12 protein-coding genes are annotated in these 17,524 nt (G+C 53.4%); 9 read left to right on the top strand and 3 right to left on the bottom strand.

What is annotated here, in order from left to right:
* The first annotated feature begins 108 nt into the window (after window positions 1-108).
* The 3 genes from hpf (at window position 109) to secA (ending at window position 4,781) form a co-directional block, all read left to right on the top strand.
* A complete protein-coding gene (gene hpf / locus QMQ05_RS10285; RefSeq protein WP_345469757.1) occupies window positions 109-807 on the top strand; it encodes a ribosome hibernation-promoting factor, HPF/YfiA family in 699 nt (232 codons plus the stop codon).
* A gap of 110 nt (window positions 808-917) precedes the next feature.
* Complete coding sequence (locus QMQ05_RS10280; protein WP_345469755.1) at window positions 918-2,030, top strand: winged helix-turn-helix domain-containing protein; 1,113 nt, start codon at window positions 918-920, stop codon at window positions 2,028-2,030.
* Between the two features lie 102 nt (window positions 2,031-2,132).
* Window positions 2,133-4,781 carry a preprotein translocase subunit SecA gene (gene secA / locus QMQ05_RS10275; protein ID WP_345469753.1) on the top strand — a complete coding sequence of 883 codons (2,649 nt, stop codon included), beginning with the start codon at window positions 2,133-2,135 and terminating at the stop codon, window positions 4,779-4,781.
* Here the strand turns inward: secA and QMQ05_RS10270 are convergent.
* Together QMQ05_RS10270 and QMQ05_RS10265 are read right to left on the bottom strand one after the other, a co-directional pair.
* Complete coding sequence (locus QMQ05_RS10270; RefSeq protein ID WP_345469751.1) at window positions 4,778-5,278, bottom strand: Rv3235 family protein; 501 nt, start codon at window positions 5,276-5,278, stop codon at window positions 4,778-4,780. The two genes, secA and QMQ05_RS10270, sit on opposite strands and share 4 nt — an antisense overlap.
* A gap of 41 nt (window positions 5,279-5,319) precedes the next feature.
* Window positions 5,320-6,042, bottom strand: a complete 723-nt coding sequence (locus tag QMQ05_RS10265; protein WP_345469749.1) for a LysM peptidoglycan-binding domain-containing protein — start codon at window positions 6,040-6,042, stop codon at window positions 5,320-5,322.
* A 121-nt stretch (window positions 6,043-6,163) separates the two neighbouring features.
* Between QMQ05_RS10265 and QMQ05_RS10260 the strand changes: the two genes are divergently transcribed.
* The 5 genes from QMQ05_RS10260 (at window position 6,164) to QMQ05_RS10240 (ending at window position 15,139) form a co-directional block, all read left to right on the top strand.
* The gene (locus tag QMQ05_RS10260) at window positions 6,164-6,724 is read left to right on the top strand and encodes a hypothetical protein (RefSeq protein WP_345469747.1); all 561 of its coding nucleotides are present in this window, start codon (window positions 6,164-6,166) and stop codon (window positions 6,722-6,724) included.
* Between the two features lie 92 nt (window positions 6,725-6,816).
* Window positions 6,817-7,476, top strand: coding sequence for an SAF domain-containing protein (locus QMQ05_RS10255; protein WP_345469745.1), 660 nt, complete (start codon window positions 6,817-6,819; stop codon window positions 7,474-7,476).
* Entirely contained in the window at window positions 7,476-8,723 is a 1,248-nt protein-coding gene (locus tag QMQ05_RS10250; RefSeq protein WP_345469744.1) for an AAA family ATPase, read from the top strand. The genes QMQ05_RS10255 and QMQ05_RS10250 overlap by 1 nt, the downstream gene beginning before the upstream one ends.
* 110 nt (window positions 8,724-8,833) lie before the next feature.
* On the top strand, window positions 8,834-13,642 hold the full coding sequence (locus tag QMQ05_RS10245) for an NAD-glutamate dehydrogenase (RefSeq protein WP_345469742.1): 4,809 nt from the start codon (window positions 8,834-8,836) through the stop codon (window positions 13,640-13,642).
* 9 nt (window positions 13,643-13,651) lie between these two features.
* Window positions 13,652-15,139, top strand: a complete 1,488-nt coding sequence (locus QMQ05_RS10240; RefSeq protein WP_345469740.1) for a sensor histidine kinase — start codon at window positions 13,652-13,654, stop codon at window positions 15,137-15,139.
* Window positions 15,140-15,224: 85 nt separating this feature from the next.
* On the opposite strand, the gene QMQ05_RS10235 is transcribed toward QMQ05_RS10240, so the two are convergent.
* On the bottom strand, window positions 15,225-16,949 hold the full coding sequence (locus tag QMQ05_RS10235) for a LysM peptidoglycan-binding domain-containing protein (RefSeq protein ID WP_345469738.1): 1,725 nt from the start codon (window positions 16,947-16,949) through the stop codon (window positions 15,225-15,227).
* 207 nt (window positions 16,950-17,156) lie between these two features.
* On the opposite strand from QMQ05_RS10235, the gene QMQ05_RS10230 reads away from it, so the two are divergent.
* Window positions 17,157-17,510: an Rv2175c family DNA-binding protein gene (locus tag QMQ05_RS10230; RefSeq protein ID WP_058254682.1), complete on the top strand. Its 354-nt coding sequence runs from the start codon at window positions 17,157-17,159 to the stop codon at window positions 17,508-17,510.
* Window positions 17,511-17,524 lie beyond the last annotated feature (14 nt).

Below are 17,524 nucleotides of genomic sequence, written 5' to 3'. Positions count from 1 at the left end.
AAGGTGAAGTATGGGTTGCATCACAGATGCAGCGAAAAGCCCATCTTCAGTCCGAAAGGATGGAAAATTCGGACTGTTGTGTCACCCGACTCTCTATTGGAGGACACCATGGAGCTGAACTACAGCGGACGCAATATCACCATTTCGGATCGTTTCCGTGAGTACGTAGATGAAAAAATAACCAAGGTTGACCAGTTGGCGACCAAAGTTCAACGCATCGACGTCAAGGTCCTCAAAGAATCCCATGCCCGTGACCAGAGCACGGCGTTGTCCGTTGAATTGACAGTTGTTGGCCGTGGTCCAGCAATTCGAGCTGAAGCGCGTGGGGCAGATAAGTTTGCTGCCTTTGACGTTGCCTTCGCAAAACTTCTGGAACGGCTGCGTAAAGCCCGCGACAAGCGCAAAGTTCACCGTGGCAACCACACCCCTGTAGCAGTGCATGAAGCCACCAGCGCTCTTCCAACTGTTTCCAGCGACAAGTCTTTGGTGGAATCGACCCTTGAAGCGCAGAAGGCAGCGGAGGCTGCCCAGGCTGAAGAAGAGGCCGAGTACTCGCCAGTGGTTATTCGTCGCAAGTCTTTCCCAGCAGAAGTGATGAGCGTTGATGATGCTGTAGATCGCATGGAATTGGTTGGCCACCCGTTCTACCTGTTCATCGATGAAGCGACCGGAGAACACGCTGTGGTCTACGGTAGAACTCAGTACCAGTACGGTGTTATCTCGCTGGATCCATCATTGAATTCCAATGAAGAATCCACCACCGAAACTCGTGGTTACCGCGACAAGTCACTAGTCACCGAGGGCTAAATATCAACGCGCAAACTACATTGGGCGGTCAACGTGTCCTGAGCCTTAAACAGGCTCGGCGGCTCGCGTTGGCCGCCCAAGGTCTGTCTCGAAGTCGCAACGATCAGGCCGTGACCCCTCGGAAAATGACCAGTGCCGTCCAAGCAATCTCGCAGTTGCAAGTCGACTCGGTCAACGTGGTGCGTCGCGCGCACTACATGCCAATTTTCGCCCGGCTCGGTGCCTACGACATCACCGCTCTAGACAAGGTTCTTGCGACCCCCGGAAGTGCCTTGACCGAGTACTGGGCTCATGAAGCGAGCATCGTGAGCTCAGAGCTTGTCCCAGATTTATTGTTGTGGCAACGGCGCACCTGGATCGACAAGTCACACCTGTTTACTGATGAGCAGCAAGAACTGTCTCACCGGGTTATCAACTATCTGGAAGCGAACCCCGGCTCTAGCGCCCGCGAAATTAGTGCTGCCCTAGATGTTGAACCGGTGACGTCCAAAGAACATTGGGGCTGGAACTGGAACGACACAAAATACGTCACGGAATCACTGTTCGCTAGAGCACAGATTCTCACTTTAGGTAGGAATTCACAGTTTGAACGCCGTTACGCGCTGACCCACCATGTATTGGGAGAGCCCTTGGAAGCCGACGATGCACATCGGCAGGAGGCACTCGAACGATTGATTAATCGTTCACTGGCCGCCCAGGGCGTTGCGACAGCTCACTGTGTCGCCGAATATTTTCGGCTGCCAATTCGGGAAGTAAAAGCACAACTGGCTCAACACGCTAATGCAGGTCGCATAGAACAGGTGCAAGTCACAGGAATCAATGAACCTTGCTACATGCCGTTAGAAACAACCATTCCACGCAAGGTGAGCAAGGACCTGCGACTGTTATCGCCTTTTGATTCCATGGTCTTCAACCGTCGACGCTTAGAACGGTTCTTTGACTTTGAATATCGGATAGAGATCTATGTGCCGGAAGCAAAACGACGCTACGGCTACTACGTCTTTCCCATGCTTTACGGCGACGAATTCGTTGGCAGAGTGGACCTAAAAGCTGACCGTGCCCGAGGGGTGCTACACGCAAAAAGTGTTCATTTTGAATCAGGATGGGAGGCCGAAGTTCACGCCCCGTTGCAAAGTGAGTTGGAACGCATGGCCGCCTGGTTGGGTCTTGATTCCGTGCAAGTGGGCTGTGAACCACCTGTCCGACGTATTGTTGTTCGCTAGAAGAACAGTCATCAACCGCGGGGATTTACCAGATGCGCAGAATTCCTCACGTAGACTAAAGACGCCAGAAAATACTGTGCTTGAGATATTGGGAGCTACCACGTGGCATCATTGCTAGAACGTATTTTGCGTACCGGCGACAAGAAGACGCTAAAAACTCTTCGTAAGTACGCCGACACGATCAATACGTTGGAAGTCGAAATTCGCGAACTTTCAGACGAAGAGCTCAAGGGTGAAACCGACAAGTTCCGCGAACGTTTGGCTGACGGTGAAACGTTGGACGATTTGCTCCCTGAAGCTTTCGCCGTAGTCCGTGAAGCTTCGGACCGTGTGCTTGGCATGCGACACTTCGATGTTCAGCTCATGGGTGGCGCAGCATTACACCTGGGCAATATCGCTGAAATGCGTACCGGTGAAGGTAAAACCCTGGTAGCTACGGCTCCGGCCTACCTCAACGCCCTCACCGGCAAGGGTGTTCACGTAATTACCACTAACGACTTCCTCGCGCAGTACCAGTCTGACCTGATGGGCCGTGTATTCCGTTTCCTCGGTCTGAGCTGTGGTTGCATCCTGTCTAATATGAAGCCGGAAGAGCGACGGAAACAATACGAAGCTGACATTACTTACGGTACGAACAATGAGTTCGGCTTCGATTACCTGCGCGACAACATGGCGTGGAGCAAGGACGAACTGGTTCAGCGCGGACACAACTTTGTCATCGTCGATGAGGTTGACTCGATTTTGATCGATGAAGCCCGTACCCCGCTGATTATCTCGGGTCAGGCTTCCGGCGATGTCAATCGCTGGTACACCGAATTCTCGAAGATCGTTTCACGCCTGAAGCGCGAGGATGACTACGAGGTTGACGAAAAGAAGCGCACTATTGGTGTGTTGGAGTCTGGGATCGAAAAGGTTGAGGATTACCTCGGTATCGACAACCTGTACGAAGCCAACAACACCCCGCTGATCGGTTTCTTGAACAACGCCATCAAGGCCAAGGAACTGTTCAAAAAAGACAAGGACTACGTTGTCGTCAACGGCGAAGTCATGATCGTTGATGAACACACCGGCCGTGCCCTGCAGGGGCGTCGCTATTCTGAGGGCATGCACCAGGCTATTGAAGCCAAAGAGAGCGTGACCATCAAGGCCGAAAACCAGACGCTCGCCACGATCACCTTGCAGAACTACTTCCGTATGTACGAGAAGATCTCAGGCATGACCGGTACCGCGCAGACCGAGGCCGCGGAATTCATGAGCACCTACAAGCTGGGTGTTGTCGAGATTCCGACGAATAAGCCTGCGATCCGCAAGGATCAGCCAGACTACATTTACAAGAACGAAGTCTCCAAGTTCAACGCTGTGGTCGAAGACATCGCTGAACGTCATGCTACGGGACAGCCGATTCTGGTTGGTACCACCAGCGTGGAGAAGAGTGAATACCTTTCGCGTCTGCTCTCCAAGAAGGGCATTCGCCATGAGGTGCTCAACGCTAAGCAGCACGCACGTGAAGCTGCGGTTGTTGCAATGGCGGGTCGTAAAAACGGCGTGACTGTTTCGACGAACATGGCAGGTCGCGGTACCGACATCATGCTCGGTGGTAACGCCGAATTCCTTGCTGTCGCTGAGATGGAACGTCGCGGACTGGATGCTGAGAAGCACCCAGAAGAGTACAACAAGGTTTGGGACGAAGTCTTCGCAAAGGCCAAAGAAACCGTGGCTAAGGAAGCTAAGGAAGTCGCCGAACTCGGTGGTCTGTATGTCCTTGGTACCGAGCGTCACGAGTCACGCCGAATTGATAACCAGTTGCGTGGTCGTGCCGGCCGTCAGGGTGACCCTGGTGAGTCGCGCTTCTACTTGTCGATGACTGACGATTTGATGCGCCGCTTTAATTCCGGCATGGCAGAACGCATCATGAACAACCCCTCAATGCCCGATGATGTGGCTTTGGAGTCCAAGATGGTCTCCCGAGCCATCGAATCGGCTCAGGCCCAGGTGGAAGGTGTTAACGCCGAACAGCGCAAGAATGTGCTGAAGTACGATGACGTGATGAATCGTCAGCGCGAGGCAATTTATGCTGACCGCCGTGCCATCTTGGAAGGTGGAGACCTTGAGGAAAAGGTCGGTCATTTCCTAGAGGACGTCGTCAAGGCGATGGTTTTGGAAGCTACTCAGGTGGGCAACCCAGACGAGTGGGAGCTCAAGCAGCTCTGGACTAACCTCAAGCAGCTTTACCCAATCGGTATCACCCTGGATGAGGTTGTTGAGGAAGCTGGCGGAGTTGGACACCTCTCCTCGCAGTTCTTGGAACGAGAAATTCTTTCTGACGCTCAGTATCAGTATGAAGAACGCGAAAAATTGGTTGGTTCATCCACCATGCGTGATTTGGAACGGCGCGTTGTGCTCTCGACTATCGGACGTAAGTGGCAAGAACACCTTTACGAGATGGACTATCTCAAAGAAGGCATCGGGCTGCGTGCAATGGCGCAGCGCGATCCACTGGTGGAATACCAGCGCGAGGGCTATACGATGTTCCAGACCATGATGGAAGGCATTCGTGAAGAGAGCATCGGTGCACTGTTCAACTTGGACATCCCAACAGGTAGTGCCGCTGCTGCTGATGCACCAGTGATCGATGAATCAGCGAAGCCAAAGAACTTGCAGTTCACGGGCCCGGACGAAGACGGCGAAGCCAGCACTACCCGTGCGCAGGCTGCGACCAATAAGAAGAAAAAGAAGTCCAAGCGAAACTAAATAAGTTCGACATCGGTCACTTGCCAGCGTCCGTGCCATGGCTCAATTTTGAGAGCTACGGCGCGGACGCGGTTTTTAAATCCGAGAATGGCTGTGCATTCCCACGCGCCGGAGAAGCAATGGTCCAGATGCAAAGAGAGAATTTGTCCATGCGCTGTGCCTGGCTCTGGTCCCGCGGAGTATTGGCCAGTTTCTAGTAGGGCGCGCCGCTGTAGTTTGGCAATGCAGGTTGGTTCCATGACAAATGCTAATTGGCTGACGCTGCGGTACCCGGCAACAACTTCGAAAACAGCCCGTGCCACTGAGTGAGTAATTTCCACGATGGCCCGATGCTCGGTCCGGCACAAGTCGGTGCGATGAAAAATGTGGTCCAGTGCTCTGCGCAGATGCGCTGGCGCATCGGCTGGTGTATCAGGAGCGCTTGAATTCGGCGCTAGGGAGTCGACTGGTTGGGCCGCTGGGGTAGTGGCGCGGGCACTGATGGTGATGGTACTCATGATTGCTCCTTGATGTGGTGCTGAGTGAGAAATGAGGATGATTATTGCCTGTGCGGAAGGACCAAGACAGTTCCAACCTCTAAGACATTGGGGTCGGAACCGATTACTTGCCGGTTAGCCTGATAAACCTGTGGCCAATACGCTGAGATTTCTTCCGCTGTTGCTTGCGGTCCGAGGCGCGTGGCAGCAATGCTCCATAAGTTCTCGCCTTGTGCGACGACAATCTCGGTGATGGTTTTTTCTGTCTTGTGTTTTGGTTGTGCTCCCGATGAGATGAGTCGGTTCAGGGGCACGGAAATTTGCTCTGGGAACCATTGCGCATTGGGGACACTGCGCTGACTTGATTCCACTGATTCGGGCAAGCTCTTGCTCTCGGCATGGGGAGTGCTTGAAAGATTTTGCACCGGAATAACTGTGCCAGCGTTAGCAGCCACTGCAGTTGAAAGCGCAATTGACGTGCCAAGGACAGAACTCAGAACCCGGCGACTGAATCGAGGTGCGACCCGTTGGAAAAAGTTGAGTACGTGCCGCTGCTCATGCTTTGCCGCCCAAATAATCAGCCACTTGACCCCCAATCGCAGAAGCGCAAAGGCTGCAAGAACGAACGCCGAAACGATGATGAGGAATTGAATGCGCCGTGCCGGCTCAAGGGGCATTGATGCGTTGGCGGGGAAGTCCAAGATCAACCTCAAGCCCACGAAGATCAAGACATAATCCGCAGCGCTAAACAGGGAAAAGATAACCAGCGTTCGTATCTTCATCATCGAAAACACTTCCTTGGATGTCATTTAATGACATTTGATGTTATTTGATAAAGATAATGACACTTCGATGCGCTTTTGTGAAGACCTGTCGAAACATTTGTTTGTCTCGTACAGTTGGCACATGCGATGGGATTCACTCTTTGACGATCTTGAGGCTCAACTAGCCGAACAAACTCGCGCGCAATTGCGTGATGAAATCGCCGAGAACACTCGTATTGAACGGGCAACGGCCCAGCTGAGTGATGTCCTGTCTCAATACCGCGGCAACGAAATCAGCGTCATGGTGATTGGTCATACCGAGATTCGTGCGCGACTTGGCCCCTGCGCCACTGATTACTTTTGCCTAGAAACCGAAGCGAGCCAATGGATTATTCGCTACCAAGTCGTCGAATCAATTGCCTTGCCAAGCGAAAGGCGAGCAGCACCTTTGACAAGTCAAAGCGGCAAGGCCATCAGGTTTTCAGCAGTACTTCGTGGCATGTTGCGAGATCGGTCTAGGTGCCAAATCTATGGAACTCACGGATCGCTCATTGCCGAAGGAACTTTGGGGCAGGTAGCCAAGGATTTCCTGCTCATTTCAATGCACCAACGCGATGAATATGTTCGCTCAAGCAATCCCGCGGCCCAAGTCATGATCCCTCTGGAGTCCATCGGATGGGTCGTATCCACGACGCTAAATTAATCCACACCATGTAAATGGGTCTTTCATACGGAAGAAACTTGTCGTAGGCTCACCATCCATAAGCACATTCTCCGGTGGAAGGTCGAGCCTCGATGAGTGAACAAGTGGCCCAAGGGGCACGATCAACAAAAGCCGCGAGAATCAAACGTCCTGGTTGGAAAGATCCACGGTTGGCCTTGGGCGCGGTTCTTGTTGTGGCATCCGTAGCAGGCACGATGTACCTAGTCGGTGAAATGCACGAGACCACCACCGTGTATGTGGCACGCTCCAATATCACTCTTGGTGAGCAACTAACCGCCGAGAATATGAAAACCCAAGAAGTACAACTTGGTGAGACGGCTGGCCGTTACCTTGATCCGGAAGCAGACATTGTCGACTTGGCTCGTGCCAACACCTTCATTAGTGCAGGGGAACTTATCCCAGTGACATCCGTGACGCACAGTGAACTTGGATCTCGTCGACCCATCAATATTGAACTGCCAGCAGACTTGAGCTCTTCCATTGCGCCGGGCAGCTTTGTGGACGTTTGGATCGCAGAGCGCGCATCGGGAGGAAATACTTACGGTGTGCCAGAAAAACTCTCGTCGATGGTCGAGGTTGCTGCGCGTGTTGAAAGCGGTGGCGGTCTGGTGGACCGACAAGGCACAAATCTTGAACTATTGGTGGAACCCAACCAACTAGAGCCACTCCTGCAAGCACTGGCCAACGATTCACGAATTATCGTCATTTACAATCCAGCCGGAGCTGAGTAATGAGTATCTCCGTTGTTGTCTTGGGTGATAAGGAAAGTATTGTTCGAGAAATCGAGAGCTATCAAGGTGAACTGATCGTCACGAGAGTCTGTTCCGAAACCGCTGAAGCGATCGCCGCCTGTCTCACTGCCATCGCCGACGTTCTATTGATCGCGGATGCCCAGCAAGTTCCGCCCATGGAACAGATCGAGGAACTGATGGGCAATGGAACAGCAGTAGTCTACTTACTTGAAAACTCCACTGAGCTTAGCCCCTTGCCCGATGTTCTCCAGCTTCCGGTAGATATTGCGATGTCTGACCTAGAAGAGCGCATTACAGCAACGGTTCACTCTTTGAAGATTCCCGAATCTTCTCCGATAGATGACCAACGCTCCGCGGGAAAATCTGAACCAAGTACTCAGGGAAAGATTGTTTGTTTCTGGAGTGCTCCGGGTTCACCGGGACGAAGCACCCTTGCCTTGAATTATGCTGTCGAAGCAGCCGCCACTGGTAAGTCCGTTGTTTTGTTAGATGCAGACACCTACGCTGCTTCGATTTCGATCCAATTGGGACTGATGGATGAATCAGCATCAGTTGCACAGATCTGCCGCATTATGGACTCGGGCAGCACCGATATTAATCGTCTTAACGCAGCCTGCTCGCTCGTCCAGGTGGGGGACACCACCGTTCGTGTGGGAACCGGGATTCCACGATCAAGTCGCTGGCCAGAGGTACGTGCTTCAGCTCTGCGACGAGCCGCACTGGTCTTCAGAGAACACTATGACTTGGTAGTCCTAGATATTGCGCCACATATCGCCATGGATGAACAGCTGAGCTTTGATACGCAAGCACCCCAACGCAATGCTGTAACGGTGGAAGTACTGCGTTGCTCGGACGAAATTTTTATGGTGGTTCAATCAGACAGTATCGGTATTCCTCGTGCCATCAGAGCCATTGATGAGCTGGAGGAAAACCACCCTGAACTTCGTCCCAAAATCATCTTCAACCGGGTCAGTGTTTCCAGTAGTGGTCGAAGCCCAAAGCGTCGATTGTCCGAAGCCTGGGACCGTTTTGGTCCAATGCACGATGTCGTTGGTTTCTTGCCTAATGACAGCGCAGTCTGCAGTGCGTCAGTGTTAGCAGGAAGCCCTTTACTCGAGATAGCGCCTAAAAGTTCATTGCGTACTGAAATACGGTCTTTGGCCGGCATAAAATCTACGGATTTACCCAAGAATCGGATTACTCGTCGATTTAGCAAGTCTGCATGAACTGATGGCGTGAAAAACGGGTAGGGTTGATTAGACTAGAGACCCGCAAAGGCGCGGGTACATCGAACTTTGTTCTTGGAGGCGTTCAGTTGAACTCGTCGGAATCCAGCATGTCAGAATCATTCATGGATGCGACTCTCACCCCAAAATTGGTGAGCGAGTACTATAGCCAAATTGCGACTGAGGACGTGGCAGCCTACCGGCCAGACGAACTCGAATCTCGCGTGGCTGCACACCTAGAAATCGGCTACGAACGCGAAGCGGAAACCCCCAACGTCGCCATCACACGAAACAACGGAGTCTCGGTGGTCCATATCGTCACCGACGATATGCCGTTCTTGGTTGATTCGGTCACCGCAGCATTAGTTCAGCTTAATTCACCCATCCAGTTAGTCGTGCACCCAACATTCGTGGTTTCACGCAAGTCCGAGACTGGCGAAATCGTCAAGATCAGCCATACCGGGCAGCAGCATGTGGCCAGTGGTGACACAGCGGCTCTTTCAGATCTGAGTACCCTCATTTCGGCAGGGACGGATACACGCGTTGAGTCGTGGATTTCTGTTGAGCTTGCCCGTGAACTCAGTGACAAGCAGGCAGAAGAATTTGTTGAGCGACTCTACAGCGTGCTCGCGGATGTGCGAATCTCTGTCAAGGATTGGCCTGCCATGCTTGACCGTGCCAAAGACATCGCCCAGACCCTGCCACAGACTGCCCACGCGGAACAGATTGCTGAGCTTCCACAGGCCGCCGAATTGCTGGATTGGATGGCCAACAGCAAATTCACCTTCCTCGGCTACCGCGAATATGACCTGGAAACGGTCAATGGTGAAGATGTTTTGGTCGCCCGATCCGGTAGTGGTCTTGGACTTATGCGCGAGTTGGAGTCGCAGGGTCCACAGCACTTGACCAAGCGTGGCCGTATTACCGCTCGTGATAAGAGCGCCCTGATCATCACCAAAGCCAACGCTCGTTCAACCGTGCACCGTGGCGTGTACTTGGACTACGTCGGCGTCAAGAGCTTTGATGCCAACGGCGAGGTTAATGGTGAGCGCCGATTCATCGGTTTGTTCTCTTCGAGCGTTTACACCTCTAGCGTGAAAACTGTTCCAGTTGTCCGCGACAAGGTCCAAGCCGTACTCAAGAGCACCGGATTTGCTGCTAACTCTCACTCCGGTAAAGACATCACCACCATTCTGGAAAACTACCCTCGAGATGAGATGTTCCAGATCAGCGTTGATGACCTGACCAAGACTGCGTTGGGTATCTTGCGTTTGCAAGAACGCCGTCGGACCTCAGTCTTCCTGAGGACCGATGAGTACGGCCGTTTTGTGACGGCCATGGTGTTCTTGCCTCGTGATCGTTTCTCCACCGGCGTTCGTCTGCGCGTTGAAAAAGAACTCAAAGATAGTTTCAACGCAGAGTCCATCGAATATGAAGCTCAGCTCGGCGCTGGCGCCTTGGTGCGTTTGTTCTACCGTCTGCGCCTGCAGCGTCATGGCCTAATCCCGGTTGTTGACCGCACTGCTTTGGAAAATCGTATTGCCAAGGCAGTTCGCTCATGGTCTGACGCCATTGTGGATACGGCCCGCGAAAGTCTTGAGCTGGGCGACGCGAATACGCTGTCCAATGCTTGGTCAGAGGCATTCCCTGCATCCTACAAGGTTCAGTTTGAGATCGAAGATGCGCTCAAGGACATCGACCTGCTTTCAACCTTGAATGAGTCCGCTCAGAGCGGGCCGATCGTTTCCTTCTACGATCCGTCACCGGTTGATGAAGATTCACCAGTGTCTAAGCGCATGAAGATCTTCGTGACTCAGCCACTATTGCTCTCACGCATTTTGCCGGTCCTGCAGGATTTGGGACTGGACGTAGTTGATGAACGTCCCTACGAGCTGAACCCTGAAGGCGTTGGCCAGCGTTACATCTATGACATGGGTCTGAAGTTTGACCAAGATGTTGATTTTGGTGAGGTTGAAAGCAAGCTGGCTGAGGCTTATAGCGCTGTCATTCGTAATGACGCAGAATCCGATAGCCTCAACGCCCTGGTGCTTCGTGAAGGCCTGTCCTGGGAACAGGTAGCGATGTTGCGTGCCTACGCACACTACTTGCTACAGCTAGGTGTTCCGAACTCCACCGGGTTCATCGCCAACACCTTGGTCGGTAATGCCTCGGTCACCCACAGCATCGTTGAGCTGTTCCAAGCAACCTTTGACCCTTCGCTGGGCGCTGAGGCATCCGAAGCAGCCCGTGAAGAAGCCAAAAACAAGATCTCTGAGGCGCTGGAAGCTGTCCCGACCTTGGACGCTGACACGCTCTTGCGTCGTTTTGTAAAGGTCATCGAAGCGACCAAGCGAACCAATTACTTCACCGAGCACCAGGCCCTGGCCTTCAAGCTCGCACCGGAAGAAATTGACTTCGCTCCATTCCCACGCCCGAAGCATGAACTGTGGGTTTACTCGCCACGCGTTGAAGGCACGCACTTCCGCTTTGGTGCAGTGGCACGTGGTGGCTTGCGCTGGTCGGACCGTCGTGAAGATTTCCGTACCGAAGTTCTTGGCCTGGTCAAGGCCCAGATGGTGAAGAACTCGGTCATCGTTCCTACCGGTGCCAAGGGTGGCTTCTACGCGAAGCAACTACCGAACCCTGCACAGGATCGGGCCGCGTGGATGGAAGAAGGTAAGAGCGCCTATAAGATCTTCATCGGTACGCTCCTGCAGCTGACGGACAATATGGTCACCGATTCGACCGGTGAGCACATCGTGGCTCCTGAAAACGTGGTTCGTCGCGATGGAGATGACTCCTACTTGGTTGTTGCTGCCGATAAGGGAACCGCTAGCTTCTCTGACATTGCCAACTCGCTGTCCGCGCAGAAGGGCCACTGGTTGGGCGACGCGTTCGCCTCGGGCGGTTCCGTGGGCTATGACCACAAGGGCATGGGCATCACGGCTCGCGGCGCTTGGGAATCGGTGAAGCGTCACTTCTTCGAGCTGGGCATTGATACCCAGAGTGAAGAATTCACCGCCGTAGGTGTGGGTGATATGTCCGGTGACGTCTTTGGTAACGGTCTGCGCCGTACCCCGACCGTCAAACTGGTTGCAGCCTTTGACCACCGGGATATTTTCCTTGATCCGAATCCAGACGCACAGGTTGCCTTTGATGAGCGTCAGCGCCTGTATGACCTGCCTCGTTCCAGCTGGGCAGATTACAACAAGGAGCTGATCTCTGCCGGAGGCGGCGTGTATTCGCGAAGCCTGAAGTCGATTCCTATCAGCCCAGAAGTTCGTGCGGTACTTGGGCTAGCCGAGAGCACGCTCAAGTTGAGCCCTAACGAATTGCTCAAGGCAATCCTGTCTGCCCCCGTAGACCTGCTGTACAACGGCGGCATTGGCACCTATGTCAAGGCATCGAGCGAGACTCATGGCCAGGTTGGCGACCGTGCCAACGATGCCATTCGCATCGACGGGAAGGACCTAAGGGTCAAGGTCATCGGCGAAGGCGGTAACCTCGGCATGACGCAGCTTGGTCGTATCGAAGCTGCCCGTCAGGGTGTTCTGCTCAATTCGGATGCTATCGATAACTCGGCTGGTGTGGACACCTCGGACCGTGAAGTTAATATCAAGATCTTCGTGGACCGTCAGATCTCTGCAGGCAATCTCACCGCAGATGAACGCACAGACTTCCTGCTATCGATGACCGATAACGTGGGCGACCTGGTGCTGAAAACCAACTTTGAGCAAAACGTCCTGTTGCTCAATGAAAAGCATGCTGCACTCACTTGGGCACCTGCCTACGAGAGACTTATGCAGTGGCTGGAATCCGCCGCGGACCTGAACCGTGAACTCGAGTTCCTTCCAAGCACTGCCGAGCTAGAAGAACGACGTGCTTCCGGCGGAGCGATGACGACTCCGGAGCTGTCAGTATTGGCTGCTTACTCCAAGATTCAGTTGGCCAATGCACTAACTGAATCCGACCTAGCAGATGACCCATACTTTGCGGAAACGCTGCGACGTTACTTCCCAGAACAGCTTGTAGAGCGCTTTGGGGACCAGCTGGATAGCCATCCGCTACGCCGAGAAATCATCGCAACAGTGATTGCCAACGACATTGTGAACGTTGGTGGCATTACCTATGTCTTCCGTGCAATGGAAGAGACGGGCGCTAGCGAAGTTCAAATCGCGAAGGTCTTCTGTGCACTGCGTGAGGTCTACGGGTTTGATCGTCAGTTTGATGCGATCAACGCCCAGCCGGCCGGGACCAGCCTGAAACACTGGGGACGCCAGCATCATGACATGCGTCGTCTGTTGGATCGTGCCACTCGCTGGTTCATTAACCGTGTTGATGAGCAGCTACTGGTCTCAGAAGCGGTGACTCGTTTCCAAGACACCGTGACCGAATTGCGCAAGGCTTTGCCAACGATTATTCGCGGCAACGACCTGGAACGCTTCAACGACTGGCGCGACGAAGCCCTGGGCTTCGGCATTCCTGAGTTGCGAGCTAGCATGTGGGCCACGCAGTTCGAGTCCTACGCGCTGTTGGACATCGCTGAGTATGTGCACCGTACCTCGACTACGGCGTCCAAAGTCGCTGAGACCTACTTCGTGCTCTACGATCTCTTCGGTGTCGATAGCCTGTTGAACCGGATCACCAAGTTGCCACGTTCGGATCGCTGGCAGGCGCTGGCTCGTGCCGCCATGCGTGATGATTTGTACACCACGATTATCGACCTGACCGGTAACATCTTGGATGCTCACGGCGATATTGCGGACCCAGCAGAGCGTGTTGCTGCGTGGGAAGAAGCAAACGCGGCTAACCTAGATCGTGCGAAGAGTATGTTTGAGGAAGTAAATAGCCTCGAACGTGACGACATGGCTTCATTGTCCGTGGCACTTCGCCTGTTGCGTTCCATCGTAAGAAGGTAAACACCGCTAATGGCCCTCATCACCGAAGAACTACGTCAACGTGCTGCACTAGGACCCGGTGATGAGGACTGGCTTCATCTCCTAGTGGGGGACTGGCAGTTGGTCTCGGACCTAGCCTTCTCAGACCTTGTACTCTGGTTCCCCACGGGAGATGGTTCATACGTTGCTCTGGCACACGTACGACCATCAACTTCCCACACAGCGTTCCATGGTGATTTCGTTGGCGAACGGATCCGCAAGGACCTGCGAATCATGGTTGACCGTGCCTGGGAAACATTGCAGATCCAACGCTCCGCAGAGCAGGTGGGCACTGACCTGATCTTGGGGCTGACAACGGTTCAGGCGATTCCGCTAGTTCGGCAGAATCGCCCAGTAGCTGTGATCACCTCTCACTTTGATCCTAACCAGTCCCGTACACCTTCGAATCTGGAACTGGTCTACCGTCAGAGCGCTGATGACCTGCTGCAAATGGGCACTCAAGGATTGTGGCCAGAGTTTTCCAGTCCAACCGGTTCCCGAAGAGGTGCTCCTCGCGTAGGTGACGGATTTATCCGTCTGAGCGTAGATGGCGCCGTAGAATTCGCCAGCCCCAACGCCGTCTCAGGATTCCGCCGCTTAGGAGCTGCGGACGTACTCCAGGGCCAACCTCTGGCTGATCTGACCATGGCACTGGTCAGCGACCGTCGCGTCGTGGATGAGACACTTCCGCTGGTGCTTCAAGGCAAGATGCCGTGGCGTACGGAAGTTGAACACCGCGGAGTCACCCTATCCTTGCGAGCTATTCCGTTACGCAATGAATCAAAGCGTTGGGGTGCTTTGGTGCTGTGTCGCGATGTGACTGAACTGCGTCGACGAGAGAAAGAACTTGTCACCAAGGATGCCACCATTCGCGAAATTCATCATCGGGTCAAGAACAACCTGCAAACCGTTGCAGCTCTCTTGCGCATGCAGTCCCGACGGATGCAATCAGAAGACGGCAAACAAGGTCTTGAACAGGCCATGCGTCGCGTCTCAACTATCGCTTCTGTCCATGATTTCCTGTCCAAGGGACTGAACGAGACGGTGAAGTTTGATGATCTGATGGACCGTCAATTCCGTCTCATCGTTGAAATCGCTTCACCTGAGCAACGAGTCTCCACCCGCCGTGAGGGTGAATTTGGCATGCTCGACGCAGATCTGGCCACTCCACTTTCCTTGGTTATCAACGAACTAGTGACCAATGCCGTTGAGCATGGGCTGGCACATCGTGATGGTGAAGTGTCTTTGTTGGCTGAACGGTATCACGGGGCAGACCGCACTAATTGGTTGCGTGTAGTCATTGAAGATGATGGACATGGTTTGCCTGATGAACCGCGTCGAGAAGGATTGGGGCTCCAGATTGTACGTACTCTGGTAACCAGTGAACTCTCGGGAGAAATTCGCTGGGAGGCCGGTCAGACTGCCGGGACAAGAGTAGTTATCGATATGCCATTGGATCTCGAGCGACGAGCTTCCTAGATTTTCACGCTTATCTGTAAATAATAAAAGTCTGGTCCGGCACCCAGTTGAAACTGGGCCCCGGACCAGACTTCTATTTGACGCCTTAGCGGTAGTTCTTCATGTGCGCTTTGATGCTCGCAACATATCGCTTGGTATCTTCGTACATACCATTCTTGTTGACGCCTGCAAGCCCCTGGTAGTAGGCAGCGATTGCAGTGTCCAGGTCATCGGTATTGTCCAGGTTGTAGGCAATTACCGCGACACCAGCGGTGACGTTGTCCTGTGGGTTGAGTACGTTGAGGTTTTGGCCGATACGTGAAGCGATCCAGTCGCTCGTGCTTGGGAGAACCTGCATGACACCGACAGCGTTAGCGGGGGAGACCGCACGCATGTTGAATCCGGACTCCTGGTAGGCATGAGCCAAAGCCAAGGCTGGGTCTACGCCCATCCTCTGCGCGGTCGAACGAATGAGCGACTGCATTTCCGAACGTCCTGGAACGTCAATGGAGTCTAGGTAGTCCTTGTTGGCGTTAGCATCTCGGACAACATGATCCTTGTAGGTACGGCCTTCAAAGGTGTTGCCAATCTTGTCCTCCTTGGTGTCGCTGGTTGGAGCAACTGAAGAACCTGAAACCTTGAGCTTGGCACCGACCTTCAACGGAGTGCTGGCACTGAATTCAGGGTTTAGATTCAACAGGGACTTCAAGGACATGTCGTGCTTGGCAGCGATGCCGCCTAGAGTATCCCCTGACTTGACGGTGTAGGTCGAAGTCGTAGTCTTCGGCTTACTCGTAGTCTGTGGCTTGGAGGACGACGAGGAGGAACCACCGGAAACCTTGATCTTATCTCCCGGGTAAATGCGCTTGCTCGTAGAGATGTTGTTGATCTTCAGCAGTTCCGACAGGCTCATATCGTGCTTGGCTGCGATCGCGCTGAGGGTGTCGCCGGACTTCACGGTGTAGCTGGAGGTCTTCGACGATGAAGTCTTCTTCTCAGAGGACTTGGATTCGTTCTTGGAAGTAGAACCGTTGATCTTCAGCTTGTCTCCGGGGAAGATCACCTTGCTTGCCGACATGTTGTTCTTACTCAGCAACGAGGACAGGCTCATGTTGTGCTTGACAGCGATGCTGCCTAGCGTGTCGCCTGACTTCACCGTGTACGTTGCGGAGCTTGAGGAAGTGCTCTTGCTCTTGGAGTTCGAGCCAGATTCCTTCTTGTCCGAGCTGCTCTCGGTGCCATTTACTTTGAGCTTGTTGCCAGGGTAAATGACCTTGCTTGCTGAGATGTTGTTCTTGCTCAGTAGCGCGGACAGGCTCATATTGTGCTTACTGGCAATCGCGCTGAGCGTATCGCCGTTCTTCACCGTATAAGTTTTGGTTGCCGTCGACGATTTCTTAGAAGAATCGCTCTTAGTCGACTTGGACGTTGATGCCTTGCCGGAGACCTTGAGGGTCTTGCCTGCAATGATGACATCGCTCTTCAAGCCGTTGAGCTTCTTAAGCTCGGAAACGGAAGTGTCGTATTCAACCGCGATACTCGACAAGGTGGCGCCAGCCGGAATCTTAATTTCCTTGACGTCACGCTTCGCGGGGAGCCCGAGGGTCGAAATGCGGGAGGCAATCAAGTGAGCCTTGATCTGATCTTCTGCGACCTTGATTGACTCTGGGGTGACCGCCTTTGCCAGGCTGCCTGAGGTTTTGGGGAGGGATACGGGTGTTGCCTGCGCGGCTGGTGCCAACGCCAGGCTACCAATGACCGCGGCTGGGATGGCCGCGCCTGCTACTACGCCTAACGCATGCTTAGAGACATGTTTGGATTCGTGGGGCATGGAGTCGATCCTCATAGGTACGGTGAAAATAACGGACATTGCGTCGCAGGTGACATTAGAGGCTTACGTTCCTAATGTTGTCCGTGATGCAATTGTTATCAAAGTGATACAAGGAAATTTACACTACTCCTGTGGCGCATGGAAACTACTGAGGTGCGTTTTTCTAAAGTTTCTGCGGAGTTTGCGAATTTGTGGGAACCTTAAGGGGTGAAGGAATACGTAGAACTCGTCGGCCAGTGGCTGACCCTGCCGGACGTGGCAGAAGAATTAGATGTCGATATTCGTCGCGTACACCGCTTGCTTGACGAACGTGCAATTATCTCGGTGCGAATCGGAGAACGCAATGTTCGATCCATTCCCGCTGATTTTCTCCAAGACGGCATCGTAGTCGAAAGTCTAAAGGGAACCTTGTCCGTACTTATGGATGCAGGCTATTCCGATGAAGAAGCAATCACGTGGTTATTCACTGAAGATGATTCGCTGCCAGGCACTCCAATGAACGCCTTGCGTTCAGGACGTAAAACTGAAATTAGACGACGGGCGCAAGCTCTAGCCTGGTAGTCGGCTCAAGCTTT

It is taken from the genome of Glutamicibacter sp. B1 (assembly GCF_039602135.1).
Classification (GTDB): Bacteria; Actinomycetota; Actinomycetes; order Actinomycetales; family Micrococcaceae; genus Glutamicibacter; species Glutamicibacter ectropisis.
This window is presented reverse-complemented; position numbering and strand designations above follow the sequence as displayed.

Excerpts from the sequence above, each read along its gene's own strand:
- QMQ05_RS10270 (WP_345469751.1), bottom strand. The coding sequence starts at position 5,278 with ATGAGTACCATCACCATCAGTGCCCGCGCCACTACCCCAGCGGCCCAA.
- QMQ05_RS10245 (WP_345469742.1), top strand. The coding sequence starts at position 8,834 with ATGTCAGAATCATTCATGGATGCGACTCTCACCCCAAAATTGGTGAGC.
- QMQ05_RS10260 (WP_345469747.1), top strand. The coding sequence starts at position 6,164 with ATGCGATGGGATTCACTCTTTGACGATCTTGAGGCTCAACTAGCCGAA.
- QMQ05_RS10240 (WP_345469740.1), top strand. The coding sequence starts at position 13,652 with ATGGCCCTCATCACCGAAGAACTACGTCAACGTGCTGCACTAGGACCC.
- QMQ05_RS10250 (WP_345469744.1), top strand. The coding sequence starts at position 7,476 with ATGAGTATCTCCGTTGTTGTCTTGGGTGATAAGGAAAGTATTGTTCGA.
- hpf (WP_345469757.1), top strand. The coding sequence starts at position 109 with ATGGAGCTGAACTACAGCGGACGCAATATCACCATTTCGGATCGTTTC.
- QMQ05_RS10255 (WP_345469745.1), top strand. The coding sequence starts at position 6,817 with ATGAGTGAACAAGTGGCCCAAGGGGCACGATCAACAAAAGCCGCGAGA.
- QMQ05_RS10235 (WP_345469738.1), bottom strand. The coding sequence starts at position 16,949 with ATGCCCCACGAATCCAAACATGTCTCTAAGCATGCGTTAGGCGTAGTA.
- QMQ05_RS10265 (WP_345469749.1), bottom strand. The coding sequence starts at position 6,042 with ATGATGAAGATACGAACGCTGGTTATCTTTTCCCTGTTTAGCGCTGCG.